Annotated in this window: 18 protein-coding genes; all 18 read right to left on the bottom strand. The window is 30.6% G+C overall.

The annotated features are described in order from the left end of the window. Positions 1-14: 14 nt before the first annotated feature. Positions 15-1,265 carry a UDP-N-acetylglucosamine 1-carboxyvinyltransferase gene (gene murA, locus OREMA_RS0102410; protein ID WP_018247697.1) on the bottom strand — a complete coding sequence of 417 codons (1,251 nt, stop codon included), beginning with the start codon at positions 1,263-1,265 and terminating at the stop codon, positions 15-17. Between the two features lie 18 nt (positions 1,266-1,283). Continuing rightward, positions 1,284-2,189: a UDP-N-acetylmuramate dehydrogenase gene (gene murB, locus OREMA_RS0102415; protein ID WP_018247698.1), complete on the bottom strand. Its 906-nt coding sequence runs from the start codon at positions 2,187-2,189 to the stop codon at positions 1,284-1,286. Between the two features lie 249 nt (positions 2,190-2,438). After that, positions 2,439-3,545, bottom strand: coding sequence for an undecaprenyldiphospho-muramoylpentapeptide beta-N-acetylglucosaminyltransferase (gene murG, locus OREMA_RS0102420; RefSeq protein ID WP_018247699.1), 1,107 nt, complete (start codon positions 3,543-3,545; stop codon positions 2,439-2,441). A 13-nt stretch (positions 3,546-3,558) separates the two neighbouring features. Further along, positions 3,559-4,656 (bottom strand): stage V sporulation protein E, encoded by a 1,098-nt coding sequence (gene spoVE / locus OREMA_RS0102425; protein ID WP_018247700.1) that lies wholly within the window; start codon positions 4,654-4,656, stop codon positions 3,559-3,561. 44 nt (positions 4,657-4,700) lie between these two features. Then, positions 4,701-6,065, bottom strand: a complete 1,365-nt coding sequence (gene murD, locus OREMA_RS0102430) for a UDP-N-acetylmuramoyl-L-alanine--D-glutamate ligase (RefSeq protein ID WP_018247701.1) — start codon at positions 6,063-6,065, stop codon at positions 4,701-4,703. Positions 6,066-6,081: 16 nt separating this feature from the next. After that, positions 6,082-7,047: a phospho-N-acetylmuramoyl-pentapeptide-transferase gene (mraY, locus tag OREMA_RS0102435; protein ID WP_018247702.1), complete on the bottom strand. Its 966-nt coding sequence runs from the start codon at positions 7,045-7,047 to the stop codon at positions 6,082-6,084. A 12-nt stretch (positions 7,048-7,059) separates the two neighbouring features. Continuing rightward, entirely contained in the window at positions 7,060-8,436 is a 1,377-nt protein-coding gene (locus OREMA_RS0102440) for a UDP-N-acetylmuramoyl-tripeptide--D-alanyl-D-alanine ligase (RefSeq protein WP_018247703.1), read from the bottom strand. Further along, complete coding sequence (locus tag OREMA_RS0102445; RefSeq protein ID WP_018247704.1) at positions 8,436-9,905, bottom strand: UDP-N-acetylmuramoyl-L-alanyl-D-glutamate--2,6-diaminopimelate ligase; 1,470 nt, start codon at positions 9,903-9,905, stop codon at positions 8,436-8,438. The genes OREMA_RS0102440 and OREMA_RS0102445 overlap by 1 nt, the downstream gene beginning before the upstream one ends. Positions 9,906-9,988: 83 nt before the next feature. Next, positions 9,989-12,064, bottom strand: a complete 2,076-nt coding sequence (locus OREMA_RS0102450) for a stage V sporulation protein D (RefSeq protein ID WP_018247705.1) — start codon at positions 12,062-12,064, stop codon at positions 9,989-9,991. A 34-nt stretch (positions 12,065-12,098) separates the two neighbouring features. Continuing rightward, positions 12,099-12,602 carry a cell division protein FtsL gene (ftsL, locus tag OREMA_RS0102455; RefSeq protein ID WP_018247706.1) on the bottom strand — a complete coding sequence of 168 codons (504 nt, stop codon included), beginning with the start codon at positions 12,600-12,602 and terminating at the stop codon, positions 12,099-12,101. A 17-nt stretch (positions 12,603-12,619) separates the two neighbouring features. Next, positions 12,620-13,567 (bottom strand): 16S rRNA (cytosine(1402)-N(4))-methyltransferase RsmH, encoded by a 948-nt coding sequence (gene rsmH, locus OREMA_RS0102460; RefSeq protein WP_018247707.1) that lies wholly within the window; start codon positions 13,565-13,567, stop codon positions 12,620-12,622. Between the two features lie 723 nt (positions 13,568-14,290). After that, entirely contained in the window at positions 14,291-14,890 is a 600-nt protein-coding gene (locus OREMA_RS0102470) for a lysine exporter LysO family protein (protein WP_018247709.1), read from the bottom strand. Between the two features lie 2 nt (positions 14,891-14,892). Beyond that, positions 14,893-15,168 (bottom strand): LysO family transporter, encoded by a 276-nt coding sequence (locus OREMA_RS0102475; protein WP_018247710.1) that lies wholly within the window; start codon positions 15,166-15,168, stop codon positions 14,893-14,895. A 298-nt stretch (positions 15,169-15,466) separates the two neighbouring features. Next, entirely contained in the window at positions 15,467-17,029 is a 1,563-nt protein-coding gene (locus OREMA_RS0102480; protein ID WP_018247711.1) for a LysM peptidoglycan-binding domain-containing protein, read from the bottom strand. Then, positions 16,998-17,585: a hypothetical protein gene (locus tag OREMA_RS0102485; protein WP_018247712.1), complete on the bottom strand. Its 588-nt coding sequence runs from the start codon at positions 17,583-17,585 to the stop codon at positions 16,998-17,000. Before OREMA_RS0102485 ends, OREMA_RS0102480 begins: the two co-directional genes overlap by 32 nt. Beyond that, positions 17,585-18,139 (bottom strand): type IV pilus inner membrane component PilO, encoded by a 555-nt coding sequence (locus OREMA_RS0102490; RefSeq protein WP_018247713.1) that lies wholly within the window; start codon positions 18,137-18,139, stop codon positions 17,585-17,587. Before OREMA_RS0102490 ends, OREMA_RS0102485 begins: the two co-directional genes overlap by 1 nt. Beyond that, positions 18,126-18,734, bottom strand: a complete 609-nt coding sequence (locus OREMA_RS0102495; RefSeq protein WP_018247714.1) for a PilN domain-containing protein — start codon at positions 18,732-18,734, stop codon at positions 18,126-18,128. Before OREMA_RS0102495 ends, OREMA_RS0102490 begins: the two co-directional genes overlap by 14 nt. Then, the gene (pilM, locus tag OREMA_RS0102500; protein ID WP_018247715.1) at positions 18,731-19,780 is read right to left on the bottom strand and encodes a type IV pilus assembly protein PilM; all 1,050 of its coding nucleotides are present in this window, start codon (positions 19,778-19,780) and stop codon (positions 18,731-18,733) included. Before pilM ends, OREMA_RS0102495 begins: the two co-directional genes overlap by 4 nt. Between the last annotated feature and the right edge of the window lie 25 nt (positions 19,781-19,805).

Consider the following 19,805-nt stretch of genomic DNA (forward strand, 5'->3'; position numbering starts at 1 on the left):
TGTATCACCTCTCATCACTCTTTTCGAGATATATTAGCACCTAAATCACTTAACTTCTCAGTCAAAAACTCATAACCTCGATCAATATGATAAATATTTTCAACCTGTGTCTTACCTTCTGAAGCTAATCCTGCTAAAACCAAAGCAGCTCCAGCTCTTAAATCAGTTGCTTCTACGGTGGTTCCGGATAACTTTTCTACACCTGTAATAATTGCTGAGTTACCTTCAATCTTAACTTCAGCTCCCATTCTACGCAATTCATCAGCATGTTTTAATCTATTTTCAAAAATAGTTTCAGTAATTACACTAGTTCCTTTAGCTATTGATAAAAAAGTCATAAACTGAGCTTGCATATCAGTAGCAAATCCAGGGTAAGGTAAAGTTTTTACATTTACCCCCTTCCAATTATCTTGGCCAATTACTCTAATTTGGTCTCCATCTACTTTAAGATTTATTCCCGCTTCAGTTAATTTAGCTATAACTGCCTCTATATGTTCAGGAATAACATCCTTAACTAAAACATCCCCTCTAGTAATAGCCGCAGCTACTAAGAAAGTTCCTGCTTCAATTCTATCAGGAATAACTTGATACTCTACAGGATGTAACTTCTTAACTCCTTTTATTTTAATAACATCTGTTCCAGCACCTCGAACGTTAGCTCCTAACTGATTTAAGAAGTTTTGCAAATCTACAATTTCCGGTTCTCTTGCTGCATTATAAATTAAGGTCTTCCCTTCGGCTCTAGTTGCAGCCATCATAATATTTTCTGTAGCACCTACGCTAGGAAAATCCAAGTGTATCTCTGCTCCTGTTAATTTTTTAGCTTTTCCTTCTAAAAAACCATGTCCTTGTTTAAATTCCACACCTAACGCTTTTAGTCCTTTTAAATGTAGATCAATCGGTCTTGTTCCAATACTACACCCGCCTGGTTGTGAAATCTTAAACTGACCAAAGCGAGCTACAAGTGGACCCATTAAAAAAACTGTAGCTCTCATTTTTCTCATTAGAGATTCAGGTATCTCATAAGAACTCAGTCCTTTATTATCAATAATTAATTTATCTTCTTCTTCCTTTACTTTAGCACCCAAAGTGGTTAAAACTTCTTGCATTACTTTAACATCACGTAAATGCGGTACTCTTCCTATAGTACATTCTCCTTCAGCCAACACAGTCCCAGCTAAAATTGGTAAAACTGCATTCTTAGCTCCACTGATTTGGACTTCACCTTGAAGATGTTGCCCTCCATTAATTATAAATTTCCCCAATTTTTTCACCTCCCCTTTCTAACCTAAATAAATAATTTCTGGTATCAAATTAACACCAAATTTATCAAAAACTATTTTTTTAACTTGTTCAATTAACTCTAAAACATTTCTTGCAGTAGCATTTCCTAAATTTATAATAAAGTTAGCATGTTTAGTAGAGACTTGGGCATCGCCAACTCTTAAACCTTTACAACCAGCTTTATCAATCAGTCTTCCTGCTGAATCATTGACAGGATTTTTAAAGATACAACCTGCATTAGGATGTGACAGAGGTTGTGTAGTCTTTCGCTTTTTTAAAAGCTTTAATGTTTCTGCTTTTATATCTTCAGCATCTCTGGGAATTAAATCTAATTCTGCTTGAATTATAATCTCTTTACTATCTTGAAATCTGCTTTTTCTATAAGCAAATAATAGTTCATCTCTATTATAATCTTTTATTTCTCCAGTTGGAAGTAATGATTTTAGATTGACAATTAAATCACCTATTGACCTTAAATCACCTATACCTGCATTCATAACAATTGCCCCACCCAAAGTAGCTGGTAATCCAGCTGCAAACTCTAAACCACTCAAACCCATCTTAGATGCTTTATTAGCTAACAACGGGAGACTAACACTGGCATCAGATATTAGTCTATTACCAACAAAATCTATCCTAGAATCTTTTTTGGGTAATCTAATAACAATATTTGAAATACCTTTATCACTAATTAACAGATTACTTCCATTTCCAATACAGTAGTACGAAAGTTTATTTTTATAAAGATATGTAAGTAATTTTTGTAATTCTTTATAATTCTCAGGAATAACCAATATTTCAGCAGGGCCGCCAATTTTAAATGAAGTATATTTCTTTAATGGTTCATTAAATAATACCTGTCCTTTTATGAATTCTGATATCTCTTCTTTATATTCTATTCTCATATATAACCACCCCAATTTCACTAACACATCTATCTGCTTTGCTAAAACTACTTCTCTAAATCGATACTAAATAAGATTCTCTGATCTAATTATTATGAATACACCTTATAATATGCAATTAAAAATAAATCTGTTAATAATAAAAATAGAAGTCTAATAATTAAATTATTGGACAAATAAGCACAAAAAAGAACTTGTCCTATTTAAAAATAAATTTATATACTTAATATTAATAAGCAAAATTATTATTTACATTGTCAAATTTCTAATAATCTTAACTAAATTATCAAGAGCTTCTGGCTTCCCTAGATTTTTACTAGCCCTAGACATAATTAATAACTTATTTTCATCTTGGAATAAAGTACTCACTAGATCATATAACTTCTTTCCTGTTAATTCATTATCTAAAATAACTTTGGCAGCACCGTTATTTTCTAAAGAACGCGCATTATACTCTTGATGATTCTCAGATGCATAAGGATAAGGAATTAAAATTGCCGGAATACCACAAGCCGTTATTTCAGCTAACCCTGTTGCTCCAGCGCGTGATATAACAAGATCAGCAACAGCCAAAGCAGCAGACATGTTGTATAAATAGGGTTTAATTATAATATCCCCAACTTCCACACCCTTTATTCCCATACTTTCTGCTTTTTGTATAACACTTTCATAGCCTTTTTTGCCTGTAATATGCAATAATTGCAAGTCTAGATCCTTAATTTTATCATACAATTCTATAACAGATCGATTAATACTTTCAGCACCTCTACTACCCCCAAAAACTAAAATTAATTTCTTATCTCCGTTAATTCCCAATTCCTTAAGAGCTTCTTTTTTAGTTTTTTTCAAAATCTCTAATCTAACTGGATTACCAGTTAAAATAGTCTTTTCCTCACTATGAAAATACTTTTTAGCATCACCATTACTCAAAGCAACCTTATCTACAAATCTTGCCAATAATCTATTAGTTATACCAGGGTAAGCATTCTGTTCATGAATCAAAGTAGGAATTTTTCTAAGAGAAGCTGTTAAAACAACAGGTCCACAAACATATCCACCAGTACCAATTACAATATCAGGTTTAAAACTCTTAATTATACTTCTAGATTCTAATATTCCTAATCCAGTCTTTAAAAATGATTTGAATAATTTTAAAGATATTTTTCTAGGAAGACCTTCTACAGTTATAGTCTTTAAATCATAACCCTCTTTAGGAATAATATCAGACTCTAATCCTTTCTCTGTTCCTACAAATAAAATATCAGTATTATCAAACTTATCTTCCAGTCCTTTAGCTATCGCTAATCCAGGATATATATGTCCTCCTGTTCCCCCACCAGAAATTAATACTTTCATATATTAGTCACTCCTAATCTGTAGTAAATCTAGATACATTCAATAAGATACCTACACCAGCTAACATAAATACTAAGGAAGAACCACCATAACTAATAAAAGGTAAGGTTATTCCTGTAACAGGCATTGATCCACTCACTACAGCCATATTAATAATAGCCTGTAAGGTAATCATAGTTGTAATACCTATCGCTAACATGCACCCAAATAAATCTTCTGATTTTAAAGCAATCTGTAATCCTCTCCATGCAAATAAAAAGTAAAGAGCTATAACAGTAAATGTACCTACAAAACCAAGTTCCTCACCTAAAACTGAAAAGATAAAATCTGTTCCTGGTTCAGGAAGGTAAAAGAATTTCTGTCTACTTCTTCCTAAGCCTGCTCCAAATAATCCCCCTGACCCTAATGCATATAAAGATTGTATAATATGAAAACCAGAACCTAAAGGGTCTTTCCAAGGATCTAAAAATGATAATAATCTTTTTAAACGATAAGGTTCAGTAATAATCATAAAAAATATCCCAGGAATACTCAATGAACCCAAACCTATTAAATGTCTCCATTTCGCTCCAGCAGCAACAAACATTACCATAACCGTTGCACCTATAGTTACTGCTGTTCCCAAATCAGGCTCAGCTAAAATCAAAGCAAACACAACTCCCAATATAAGTAAAGGAGGAAATAATCCCTTCCAAAAACTTTTAATCCGTTTATTCTTTAAAGACAAATACCGAGACATATAAATAACCATTGATACTTTAGCTATCTCAGATACTTGTAATGGAGGTAAAGGCCCTAAATCAATCCATCTAGTAGATCCTTTTACATTTTTCCCTACTCCGGGAACTAAAACCAAAATCAATAATAACATACTCCCCATTAAAATTTTAGGAGACCATTTGATATATCTATGATAATCAAACTTCATAAAAAATATCATTACACCTATCCCAATAATTGACCAAAGCAACTGCCGCTTTAAGAAATAAAAACTATCATCATACCTTTGATAAGCTGAAATTGAAGTAGAACTAAAGACCATTACTACTCCAATACCTAATAAAGTTACTATTACAAAAAAAATTATAAAATCAGGAGCTTTACGATACATAGTATTTCCTCCTTATAAAATAGAACCTTAAACCAAGCCATTAATTATAAACTATGAATTTCTCTTACTGCTTCTTTAAATTTCTCTCCTCTTTCTTCATAATTATTAAACATATCCCAGCTTGCACAAGCAGGTGATAATAATACAATTCCTTCTCCAGCTGCTAAATCAGAGGATACTTTAACTGCTTCTTGAATAGTTTCTACAGGATATATATTATTATAAGCTAATTTAGTAAGACTATTTTTTATACTTTCCGCAGTTTCTCCCAGTAGTACTACCGCTTCAACCTTGTCAACTATAACCTCAGCCAAATCAGAAAAATCAGATCCTTTATCTTTCCCACCTGCTATTAAAGTTATAGGCGGTTCAAAAGTCTCTATTGCTTTAATTGCAGCTATAGGATTTGTTCCTTTAGAGTCATTAATATATTTTACTCCTTCAATAACAGCAACCTCTTCAATCCTATGCTCTACTCCAGTAAACTCTTTTAATATCTTTATTAACATTTCTTTTTCTATATTCATTAATAAGGATACCGCTACTGCTCCTAAAGCATTTTCTAAATTGTGGGGACCTTTTATACCTAACTGCTTAATATCAATAATTTCTTCTTTAACCCCTCTTAGATCAGCAATGATCTTATCAGCTTCTAAATAAATTCCGCTTTCTAATTTTTCTTGCTGGCTGAAAAAAATAACCTTTGCATCTGTATTATCAGCAAAACCTCTAACTATAGGATCATCATAATTCAAAATTATATAATCTCCTTTATTTTGATTCATAAGTAGTTTTCTTTTGGCTTTAATATACTCTTTAAAGCTACCATGCCTATCTAGATGATCTGGTGTAATATTTAAGAATAGACTAATCTTTGGTCTAAAATCTCTAATCCCCTCTAATTGAAAAGAACTAATCTCTGCTATTACTGTAGCATCCTCATTTAAATATGGAAGATCTCGAATTAAAGCTCTACCTATATTCCCACCAACCACTGTTTTCCTACCAGTAGACTTGAATATTTCACCAATCAAAGTTGTAGTTGTAGTCTTACCATTAGTACCGGTAATAGCTATAATAGGAGCCTTACAAAATTTATAAGCCAATTCTATTTCACTAATTATTTCTATTCCCTTATCTCTAGCTTGGCATAAAATAGGAATATCTATGGGAACTCCAGGGCTTATAATAATCAAATCAGATTCTAGAATTAAATCTACAGTATGTCCTCCTAAATCAAATTTCACTTTATAGTTCTGCAATAATTTGATTTCTTCTTCTAACTCTAATTTAGATTTTGTATCACTAACTATAACTTTAGCTCCTTGTTTATCTAAAAATTTAACTGTTTCTACTCCAGTTCTTTTACCTAAGCCTATAACTGTAACCAACTTACCTTCTAATTCCATAATATCTTCCTTTCTCTTAACTTAACTTAGCAAAGCCTAACAAGCCAATTAAAGATAACATAATTGCTATAATCCAAAACCTAATAACTATTTTAGATTCACTCCACCCACTCTTTTCAAAATGGTGGTGAATTGGAGTCATTTTAAATATTCTTTTACCCCCTGTTAGTTTAAAATAACTAACTTGCATCATTACTGATATAGCTTCTATAACATATACTCCACCAATAATAAATAAAAAAAGTTCTGTTTTTGTTATTACTGCAAGGCTAGCCAAAGCTCCACCTAATGCCAAAGAACCCGTATCTCCCATAAAAACTTGTGCAGGATAACTGTTAAACCAGGCAAATCCTAAACAAGCCCCAGCAATAGCTATAGTAAAAATAGCTAGATTCAAATAAGCAAATTGATACAAGATATAAGTATAAGTAATAGCTACAATAATTGTAACTCCTGAAGCTAATCCATCTAATCCATCAGTTAAATTAACTGCATTAGAAGTTCCAACTACAACAGTAACTATAAAAGGTATAAATAACACTCCCAAATCAATGCTTGTATGTAAATAAGGAATTAAAATAGCAGTTCCTATCTCTAACTTTTTTAATGCTACAAATGCCAAAACAACAGCAATTATAATCTGTCCAAACAATTTCTGTTTAGGATTTAACCCTTCATTCTTATTGGTAATTATATTAATTGCATCATCCAATAATCCCAAAAATCCATATCCTAGCATTACAAACAAAGCTAAAATAACCCTAGAGTTCAACTTACTAATGGTTAATGTAGCAACTACTACAGACAAAAGAATAATAATCCCACCCATAGTAGGAGTACCAGCTTTTTTCAAATGACTTTTTGGTCCAACTTCTCTAATATTTTGGCCAAATTTCAATCTTCTAAACCAATTAATTAATATTGGACCAGTTAATAAACTAATAACCAAAGATATGGAAGCTGCAAATATTAAGTCAACCACTACTATCACTCCTTAATTGTCAGATAATACTTGTGAAACCTCTTCAAGCTTCATGCCTCGTGAACCCTTTACTAAAATTGTATCACCATTACTTACAATCTCCAATAATTTTCTAATCAATTTATCTTTATCTTCATAAATAAATATCCTAGATTTATCCATTCCATTTTGCTTAGCCCCTTTGGCAACTTTTCTTGCTAACTTACCAAAAGAAAACAAATATTCAATATTCATTTCTGCAACTAGTTCACCTAATTTAATATGCTCTTCTATAGCTAAATCTCCTAACTCTAACATATCTCCCAAAACCGCTATTTTATTTTCCTTAGCTATATCCTTTAAAGTGTTTAACGCAGCTTTCATTGAGGTGGGGTTAGCATTGTAAGTATCATTTATAATTTTATATCCTGACTCACTAACTATAATTTGGTTACGCATTTTACTCAAATTAAGATTAGATAGTCCAGTTTTTATATCTGCCAAAGGAATATCTAAACTAATAGCTACAGTAATAGCAGCTAAAGAATTATATACATTATATTCACCTGGAACTGCTAAATTAATAATATCTTTATATCCTTTTTCTTCTATAATTAGTTCAAAAGAGATACTATCATCTGATTTCTTAATCTTTCCTGCTTTCACATCGTTATCTTTGTCTAAACCATACTTAATCACCTTAGACTGAGTTAACTCTTCCATCTTTCTAACCCTATTATCATCACCGTTCAAAATAGCTATGCCATCTTTATTAAGAGCAATAATTAATTCCGATTTAGCCTGAGCTATATTGTCCACTGTCCCTAAAAGTTCAATATGAGTAAGCCCAACATTGGTAATAACCCCTAGGTTGGGAAGAGCAATCTCTGCTAGCTCTGATATCTGCCCTAAACCTCTCATACCCATTTCAACAACTACTGCTTCATAACTATTATCTAGTCTAAATAATGTCAGTGGTAAACCTATTTCATTATTAAAATTACCTTCTGTCTTTAAAGTCTTATACTTTGTCTGTAATACAGAAGCAATCATATCCTTTGTAGTTGTCTTTCCTGTACTTCCTGTAACAGCTACTACGGGAATATCAAATTTACTGCGATAATAACAGGCCAAATCTTGTAAGGCTTTAGTTGTATCATATACCTTAACTAAAGGAATATCTAAATCTAATTTCTGATTTTGAGAAACTATTGCTGCAATAGCACCTTTACTAATCGCAGCTTCTAGAAAATTATGTCCATCAAAATTATCACCTTCTATAGCAATAAATAAAGAAGCTTCCTCTATAGTTCTACTATCAATAGATATCTTATCTACTTTAAGCTTTCGATTATTTATTACCTCACCAGAAACAGCCTTAGATATCTCAGCTAAAGTTAATGGTTCCATTAACTTTCACCTCTTGCCCTAATAGCATCTCTAGCTACTTCTCTGTCATCAAAATCAATTGTTTTATCTTTAAGAATCTGATAAGTTTCATGTCCTTTTCCTACAATAATAACTATATCTTCTGGATTAGCCAAATCAATTGCCTTCTTAATAGCAGTGGCTCTATCTTCAATAATTATATAATCTTTACCCTCTTCTTTACCTTCATTCTTAATTCCAACCTCAATCTCATTAATAATCTCCATCGGTTTTTCACTACGTGGATTGTCAGAAGTAACAATAGCAAAATCACCCAAAGTCCCCCCTATACGTCCCATAATAGGTCTTTTCTTTCTATCACGGTCTCCTCCACAACCAAAAACTACTATTTTACGACCTTTAGTGAATTCTGCAGCAGTATTTAAAACATTTTCCATACCATCTGGTGTATGGGCATAATCAACTATAACCCCAAATTGTTGGCCTTCATCTATAATCTGAAACCTTCCAGGCACACCTTCAATCTCTTCTAACCCTGCAGCAATCTCTTTTAAGCCATATCCTAAGCTATAAACTGTTCCTATTGCTGCTAAAGAATTATAAACATTAAAACGTCCTGTTAAATTCAATTTAGTATCTATACTTTTGTCTCCTAGTTTTAATTTATAACTTACACCCTTTTGAGTTACTTGAATATTCTCTGCCATAATATCTGCTTTATTATTAAGTCCATAACTTAAAACCTCTCCTAAAGATTCTTGAATAATATATTCACTTCTTTTATCATCAATATTAATAATAGAAGGATTCTCATTCAACTGAAATAGCTTCGTCTTAGCTTTTAAGTAATCTTCAAAAGATTGATGAAAATCTAAATGATCTTGGCTTAAATTAGTAAATACCTGCCTATCGAAATCCACTTCTAAAACCCTATCTAATTCTAAAGCATGTGAAGATACTTCCATTACTACATGGGTAACCTCTGACTCTAACATTTCAGAAAAAATTCGTTGCAAATCCAAAGATTCAGGGGTTGTTCGACTAGCATTCTCTTCTTTATCTCCTATTTTATTCTTAATAGTACCAATTAACCCTGTATTAATACCCAATTTTTTTAATATAGAATCAATCAAATAAGTTGTAGTCGTCTTACCATTAGTACCTGTTACTCCAATCACTGTTAAATCTTTAGAAGGATAATTATAAAATTTAGCACTTAGTTTAGCTAATGCCTTTCTAGAATCATCTACTTTTATTACAGGTATGCTAGACACCTTAACATCCTTCTCAACAATAATAGCACTGGCACCATTATTAATAGCCGATTCTATAAACCTATGTCCATCCTCTTTAAAACCAGTTATTGCTACAAACAAACAACCCTTTTGCACCTTTCTAGAATCATAAGCTATACCAGAAATATCTATATCAAAATTTTTTTCATCTCTTTCAATTCCTAATACTTTAACTAGATCTCCTAATTTAATCATTCTAACCCCCCTAACTATAATTCCACTATAAAAATATAGCATTTTTAAATTGATATTTATAATTTATATTAGTTATCAAATTTTTATTTGAGCCAAACTGTAATATACTTTCCTGAGTCAACTAAATTACCGGCTTTAGGTCTTTGATTTACCACTTTACCACTACCATGCCATCTCAATCTCAAACCTAAATCACTTAATAAGTTAGCTGCTTCTTTTACTCTAACTCCAGTTAAATCTGGAATAGTTACTCTATATCTACTCTTACTCTCTTCAGCACCTTTAAAAAATAAAATAACTGTACTACCTTCATTAACAACAACTTCTGGATTAGGAACTTGATCTACAATAACATCGCCTTCACCTTCTAATTTTACTTTCAATCCGGATGAAACCAATATTTCTTCCGCATCACTTAAAGAAAGATTTTTTACATTAGGTATTTTGACTCTCTTTATTCTTTCTTCTTCCTCAGTTTTAATCTCTTCTTGTGGAGGAATTTCTAAATATCTTAAAGAATCTTCAACTACATTGTGAAAGATAGGAGCTGCTACCTGTGAACCATAATAGGGATAACTACTTACTCCTGACAATACCACTAGAACAACTAAATGAGGATCATCAGAAGGTACCATGCCTATAAATGAAGAGTCATATAACTGCTTACCATAATGCTTTGCTGTACCTGTCTTACCACCTATTTCATATCCTTTTACTGCCGCTTTCTTACCTGAACCTTCTTTTACTACTCCAGACAAAAGCTCTCTCACAGTTTTAGCCGTCTTCTTAGATATTACTCTTCTTATTGGTTCCGGGGATACATCTTTAATTGTCTTTCCTGCAGAATTTCTAATTTCTTTAACCAAATGAGGCCTTAATAATTGACCATCATTAGCAACAGCAGATACAGCAGTAATTAATTGAATTGGAGTCACCGAAATACCATGGCCAAAAGATATAGTAGCCAGTTCCACAGGACCTATCTCTGGTAAATCATACATTAATCCTTTAGCTTCACCAGGTAGCTGAATATTTGTTTTGTCACTGAAACCAAAAGCTTCTATATATTTATAAAAGGTTTCTTTTCCAATTCTTTGACCAACTTGAACAAATCCAGGGTTACAAGAATTCTGTACAACCTCTGCAAAAGTCTGGCTACCATGTCCACCACTCTTCCAACAGTGAATAGTCTGACCAGCTACTTCTATATATCCAGGATCAAAAAATCTATCATTTGGATGTACAACTCCTTCTTCTAGACCAGCAGCAGTTGTAATAATTTTAAAGGTAGAACCTGGTTCATAAGTATCTGATACAGCACGATCCCTCCAAAGTCCTGGGCTATATTTAGCAAAATTATTAGGGTCATAAGTAGGTCGATTTGCTAATGCTAAAATTTGACCTGTCTTAGGATCCATCATAATTATTGTTGCAGCCTTAGCTGTATGCTCTGTTAACGCTTTATCTAACTCTCGTTCTGCTATGTATTGAAGAACATTATCTATGGTCAAATAAATATTATTCCCATCATCTGGAGCTTTATAATCCTTAATTCCCTCAGGAATCTTTCGACCAACAGCATCACTTTCAATAGAAATTCTCCCTGGGTTCCCTCTTAATTCATAATCATAAGACAATTCAATTCCTTGTAATCCCTGATTATCAACACCAGAAAAACCTAATAAATGAGATGCAAGAACACCTTTAGGATAAAATCGCTTAGTTTCATCGGTAAAAGTTATTCCCGAAAGATTTAATTTTCTAATTTTTTTAGCTTGTTCTTCACTTACTTTACGAGCAATATATACAGCAGCAGCCTTTTTAGTTATTCTTTCATAAATATCATCCTGACTTTGGTCTAATATCTTAGATAACTTCTTAGCCGTTTCCTTAGCATTTTTGACCTCTTTGGGTATAGCTACAACTGTATCGGCACTAGCACTAACCGCTAACTCTACTCCATTTCGATCATAAATGATTCCACGCTTAGGCTCTACTTTTAACTCTCTTAGTCTTTGTCCTAAAGCTTTTTGTTGATATTTATTATTACTTATAATTTGTATCCATAAGAACCGAGCTGATAAAGATAGCATAAACAAAATTACAAATAAAAATAATATACTAATCCTCTTTCTAATTTCTAATCTTAGCTTTTTCATTTAACTACCCCCTCATTTAATTTTAGGAGGATTATCATTCTAAAGTTCCTGCTTGAACTTTAGACATAGTAGAAAACCAAACTAATAGTCTATCTTTAATACTTTTATCAAAATTAGTCTTGTTTCTGCTATTTTCTTTATGCTTTGAAGTCTCCAATTTATCTTTCTGTAATGGTTTTGATGATACAATATATTTAACTTTATTGGGTTCTATCATTCCTAACTTATTTTTAGCAATCTTCTCAATTCTAGATAAAGATTTCAACTCGGAAATATCCAACTGTAAATGCGCCTGCTCTGTTTTTAATTTATCCCTTTTTTCTTCTAATTTTTCCACCTCAAAATTCATTCTAGAAATCTGAACATATTGGTTAATATATAAAATAACTAAAATTCCAATTAAAAATATTAAGAAACCATATAATAGCATCAATTTAAATGTAGCATTACTACGAGACTTTTTGACCTTAGTTCTAACATTTTGACGTATTCGACTTTGGTGATGGTCTAAATATTCTCTTCTAGGTCTCTTTACCAACTTTATTCACCAACCTTTTATTTTAGAACCTTTATCTTCTCCGCTACCCTTAATTTAGCGCTTCTAGATCTAGAGTTTAGATCAATCTCTTCTTCGCTAGGTAAAATAGGACTTCTTGTTATAATTTTAACTTTCTGCTGAACATCACAAGTACATACCGGAAATTTAGGTGGGCAAATACATTTCCTAGCTAAATCTTTAAAAGTATGCTTTACAATTCTATCCTCTAAAGAATGAAAAGTTATTACACAAACTCTCCCCTTAGGATTTAACCTATCTACAGCATCTTTTATTGTTGATTCAATAATATCTAACTCATTATTAACAGCTATTCTTAAAGCTTGAAAAGTCCTACGAGCTGGATGAGGACCTTCTCTTCTGGCTCCCACTGGAATAGCAGCTTTAATTATATCCACTAGTTGAGTAGTAGTTTCTATCTCTTCTTTATTTCTATAATCAACTATAAACTCAGCAATTCTACTTGCCCACCTTTCCTCTCCATATTCTTCAATAATATCATTTAGCTCCTGGTGGGATAAATTATTAACTAAATCTGCCGCTGTTCTACCCTTCTTTTGATTCATTCTCATATCTAAGGGTGCATCATATTTATAGCTAAAACCCCGTTCTGGAGTATCTAATTGATAAGAAGATACTCCTAAATCAAACAAAACTCCATCTACCTTATCTATACCTAATTCATCTAAAATTAATTTTAAATTTTGATAATTATCTTGAACCAGCTCTATTTGAGCATCGAAAGCTTCTAATTTTTTTTGAGCGGCTTTAATTGCTGCTTTATCTTGGTCAATACCTATTAATTTACCTTTAGAACCAATCAATTTAGCTATCTCTGATGAGTGACCAGCTCCCCCCAAAGTACAATCAACATAAATCCCGCCCTCTTTACAATTTAAATGTTCGATACTTTCCTTTAATAATACAGAAATATGATTAAAATCCATGAATTTATCACCTTATCCTTTAATATCTTATTTACTTATTATGCAATTAACTTAACTATAGATCTAATATCATAGTTATCTAATTTTAGAATAAAATCTAAATATATCTCTATAGAAAGAGATTGCGACAGTTTTTATTAGCTGCTAGCTACTGGCTTCTAGCCTTTAGCTTTATAAGTTCTTAGCTAATAGCCAGAGGCTAGAAGCTAGTAGCTAAATTGTCGTAATATCCCTATTAAGTCTCACTTATGTCTTAAATATCTATAGAATTACTGAAAAAAAGCAATCTATTTTCACTATATGATTTCCAAATAATAACTAAATTAATATAAATATTTTATAAATTTGATTACAATCATCTAGTATATGTTTTGTTTTTTTAAGATTTAATATTTGCTATAAAATTCAATACTTATGTGTTTCTATAAATCTCAATAAATTCCTCTAATTTAGCCATGATAAAAAGATTTTAATTACAATAAAATGAAATAAATGGTTTACAGTTTGAAGGAAATATATTTTACAAATTATTGTAACGATTTTTTTAGTAGATACATAATCTAAATAATAAATTAAAACTACATATAAAAGGAGGTCATAATATGAAGATTGATTTTCTATATGCATGGTCAAAAAATGAACATGATGATTTAAAATCTGTTGGTGGTGGCTTTAAGCTACCTGCCCCTTTAAAATGGTTTAAATCTTTATTTAAAAAGTAAATTATATGTTAATCAATAAAGGTACTAAAACAGGTACCATTGCAGATAAGATTACTCCACTAATAAAAGCTACTATTGTAATTTCAGCTTGATTAATACTCCTAGTAATTAGAGGTAACGTAGTATCCATTGTTGTAGCACCTCCAGGAGCAATAATTGCTATCTTACTACCTAGTTTAGCCATAATAGGTATTAATATGATGGCAATTACTTCTCTAAAAACATTCGTTAAAAATGCTAAAGTCCCTATATCTGCACTATAAATCTTAGAAAGTATAATACCAGATAAACTATACCAACCAAATCCAGCACCTATTGCACTAGCCTCATTCACAGGTATATCTAATAACTTACCAAATAAAATTGCTCCTGCTATACTTCCTACTCCTACTAAAATAGGAACCAACAATACCTTTAGTCCTAATCTTTTTAGATCATTAATTATTTTTTTGTTTTTTCCTATATCTATACCTACTCCTAATAATAAAAATGATAGCGAAAGAGTAGAAATCAAATCTAACTCTCCAATAAAAGTAGGAGGTATAATTTCATATCCTAAGTAAATACCTATCACAATCATAACTATGATAATTAATAACATTTTTAATCCCCCTTACTACTACGAGCAACTTCAACAAATAACAATAATAAAATACTTCCTAAAATAGATCCAATAGATAAAATTATAGCTTTTAACCCTAATGAATCTAAATTATTTATTATCTCCTTACTTATACCAATCTTAATCCCCATCACTAATAACAATATCATTAATCCAACTAAAGTTAATTTATCACTTAATTTATTAAGTCTATTTGGCAATATATCTATGTAGCCAATTAAAATCCCCATTAATAAAGATAATATAATTACCCACATAATAATCCTCCTCTAAAAATATAATAAAGATTTCGATATAATTATAACATACTTATAAGCTTGCTACCAATAAATCTATTTTACTAACTAAATATATCTAAAGAATAAATATACAATATTATTAAAATGGTAAAATCTAACTACTATTAATAAATAAAAGATATTAAATTAAGCTTATATAAAGCACAAAGATCCACCTCTTAAATTTTCTCACACTACAAATTACATATTAAATATTAGATTAGTTTAAATAACAAAAGCTTTCTACATTAATGTAGAAAGCTTTTGTTATTTATTCTTATTTAACCGCTACAGGAAGAACTATATATTCCCCAGCTTTACCTTCTAAAGTTTCAAGATTATTTATTTTCTTTATATCTTGTATATCTATATCATATCTTTCTGCTAATGACCTTAAATCATCATCCTTAGCTACTGTATAATAACGATTAGCAGGAACAGGAATTTTTAATATTTGTCCTAATTCTAACATCTGTGGACTTTCTATATCATTATAATCCATGATCTTAGCAAAAGAAATATTAAAGGCTTTTCCTATACTCCATAAAGTATCATACTTTCTAACTAAATATTTAGCAGTTCTTAGGTTAGTAGTTTCTTGATCTTCTTTAGCTTCTTTGCTAATATCAATTATTTTAGGGGTAATAAAGATAACCAACTCTCTTTTATCATTTTTGACTTTTCTTTCTCTAAATAATTTACCTAACAGAGGTACATCTCCTAATAATGGTACCTTAGACAATTCTTCAATTTGCTCATCAGAGACTAGACCTCCTATCGCTATTGTCTTACCATCATTAACCATAACATTGGTAGTTACATTCTTAGTATTAATTTTAGGCATATTATCAATATATCCATCTAAACTACTTGTCTCTTGACTAATAGATAAACTAACAGCTCCATTTGTGATTCTTGGAGTTAATTTTAAAATAGTACCTACAGTTCTAAATTCAACCTCTCTTGTTGTTTCATCATCACTCTTGGTCTCTCTAATAATAGGTATCTCTTGTCCTATATTAATAACTGCTTCTTTTCCATCAATAGTTGATAAATGAGGATTAGCTAAAGTAACACTATCGCCATTTTTTTTCAAAAGTCCTAGAACACTTTTGTAATCCATAGTTACATCTCCAACTTCTACTACATTTGCTTCTTTAGTAGCATTAACATTATCCCAAATAATTGAAGCACCATTTGAAACTGTCTCTTTAGCAAAATTCCAATTTATTCCCATACTATCTAATTCATCACGGGATATATCTTCTATTCTAGCTTCAATCATCACCTGTTTTTTAGCTTCATCTAATTGAAAAATTACTTTCTCTACATCCTTCATCTCTTTTTTATAAGCACTAACAATAAGACTATTTGTTCTAGTATCAATTTCTATACTATCTTTTCCTACCAACAGCTCTAAACTTTTCTGTATATCTTTGGGAATTGCATTTTCTAATTTAAATACTCTAGTTTCTCTTTTATCAAAACTATTTTTTAACTTTTCGGGGCTACCAATTAAAACTGTATTCCCCACAATTCTATAATCTAGTCCATTTGTCTTAGCCAATAATTCTATAGCTTCTAAAGCGGGTATATTTTTCAAATCAACAGTGACTGGCCCTGCTACAGATTTATCAGTGATAATATTCATACCAGAGATATCTGCTATAGCCCTAAAAGCATCCTTTAAATCTACCCCTCTAAAATTCATCTCAATATTATTTTCTTCTCCAAATGCACTCAAATTCATCGAAAACAAACTAAGCACCAACATCATCAATACTAATTTTTTAATTGAATTCTTATATTTAATTGCTCTCACCTCCAAAGATATATACAAAATACTCTCCATGTCTTTCAATTACTATTCCATCATACCTTATTTCTTTAAGAGTACAGCCAGCAAAACTTTCACCTATTTTCATAATTTGAACTGCAGAATTTGAAGTCCCAAATTTAACAATAGCTACTTTAGAAGGTCCATTATTGACAACACCCAAAACCTTAATATTATCAGTTATATTCTCTGTTCCGCTTATTTTACCTTTTTTTCTATTTTTACCTATATTTTTAGAAGCTTTCTTTAATACAACTTGAAAAGGATCTTTAGTAGAATATTTTCTATTCTTTAATCTATCTTCTACATTACTAGACATTAATTTGACAACTTCATTTTTATCAACTTTACTCTCGGCAGAGTTATCATTCTTAGCCTTATAAGCTTTTAAAATATTATTAACTTTTCTTTCAAACCTTCTAACCTCTAGTGTATTTTTAAAACTCAATATTTTATAAGTTAACAATGTTGAACTAGATAGAAACATAATTACCACAATAAATAAAATCACTAATTTGTTTTCAAAAATCTTGGGTTTATAATCACTATTTAATTGCATCAATTAACCTCCTTCCTATCTAGCGAATAACTTCTTAAACTGATTTTTGCCTCTAACTCATTATTTGACCCTGCAACTGATGAAATATTAAACTTATTTATTCTAGTTATATATTTTAATGACTTTACTTCTTCTATAAATTTTATAATATTTCCATAAGCCCCTTTTAAAGTTATATCTACAGGAAATTCTAAATAAATATCTTGCTGACTAATATGGCCTGGCTTCATATTTGTCAAACTTACATTTGTATTTAATGCCAAATCATTTAAATCTAATAAAAAATCTACTTCTTGATTTTGCTCTAAAAAATCTTTTTGCTTTGCATTTAATTTTTTTAATAAGATTTGATATTTTTTTTCTAAAACGGAACTTTTCTTTAATTTAGCACTTTCTATTTTAACTTTATTTAATGTATTATCTATTTGCAATTCTTTTTGATTTAAAGATTTTTTCTGCCAACTATAAAAATAACTAAAACCACCTATTAATAATACGGCAATAAAACCTATTAGCAACTTCTTTTCTCGGGGTTGCAATTTATTGAGCACCATTATTATCCCCCTTATCTATTAATTTCTTCTCTATTACATCTTTTTTATTTATTTTACCTACCAAACTATAATAGAAACCTTCACTCTCTTTATAATTAGGATAAGTAATCTTTTCTTGTCTGGCTACTTCTATATTAATATTTGAAAAGAAAATTGAATTTCGCAAGTTATCAATAATAAACTTTAGTTCCTTTTTATTAGTAGTATATCCTAAAATTTTCAATTCTCTATCTTTAGAAACACTAACTTCTCTTACCCAACTACTCTTAGTTAATATATCTCTAAATTCATTTAAAATAGCAGGCCAATAAATACTCTCACCCAGCACATCATCTCTACTAGCTAAACTATTTTCTAATTTATCTTTCTTTGCTTTTAAACTCTTTAAATTCTTAGTTTTTGAATTTAATCTAGATAATTCTCTTTGCACAATAATAAGCTTCTGACTTGCTATTTTATCAGCATAATATACATCAGAATAAAATATAGCCATAGTTATTATTATAGTAGCAATAAGAGTTATACTTATAAAAAATGTTACTGGTTGTGTTAAACCACTAGATTCTTGATATTCTGGAGGTAATAAGTTTATCATCTGTCATCCTCCTTTCTCGATGCTAGTCCAATACTTACTCCTAATAATTGAGCTACTTCTGATAAATAGTCTTCACTTGCTAATTCTGACCTCAATCGATTAGATAAATTTAATTTTTCTACTCTTACTCCAAACTCTTTAGTCAAATGGCGATCAAAATTAATTAAATTTCCACCTCCACCAGTTAACACTATCCTGTCAATATCAAAACTTTTATACTTAACTTGAAAGTAATCTAAAGAACGATAAATTGCAGTAGTTAAGTTTCTAACAATCAGATTACTTTCTTCTTTCTTAAATAAATCATTATCTTTCTTATATTCTTCTGCTTTCTCCAAAGAAATTCCACTTGTTTCTGAAATATCTTGAGTTATATTTTCTCCTCCCATACCTACTGTTCTGGTAAATAATAATCTTCCCCTATTAATAATTGATATGTCAGTAGTCTTAGTTCCTATATCTATTACTCCAATAGTATCATCCATATAAAGCTTATCTACTGTTCTAGCAATAGCTACAGGCTCTATCTCTATTGCTACTGGAATTAATTCCAAAGCCTCAAAGAGTTTTAAATACTTATCTATTAAATCTTTTTTTACAGCTATAATTAATATTTGATATCCTCCGTCATCTTTTTTATTCAAAATTTCATAATCTACTATAGATTCTTCTACATCAATAGGTAGTTTGTCTCTAGCCTCCCATTTAATAGCTTCATCTAAATCATCCTCTGGCATAGCGGGAATATCAACCATTCTACTAATTACCTGCTCTCCACTAACTGCAGTAATCACTCTATTGGCTTCAAATTCATTCTCATCTAATGCTTCGTTTATTTTCTCTTCTAATAAACTCAAATTTTTAATATCACCTTCAATCACTGCATCCTCTGGAGTTGGAATTAAAGCCAAACTATTTAAAACTATCCGTCCCCAGACAGTCTGTACTTCTGTGATTTTAATACTTTCTTCTCCAATATCAAGTCCAATTACATTTTTGTTATTCAATAAATTAATCTTCTTCTTTAAACTTGAAAATATCCCCATAGTTTCACCTCTCTTATTAAATTTT

The organism is Orenia marismortui DSM 5156 (assembly GCF_000379025.1).
GTDB lineage: Bacteria > Bacillota > Halanaerobiia > Halobacteroidales > Halobacteroidaceae > Orenia > Orenia marismortui.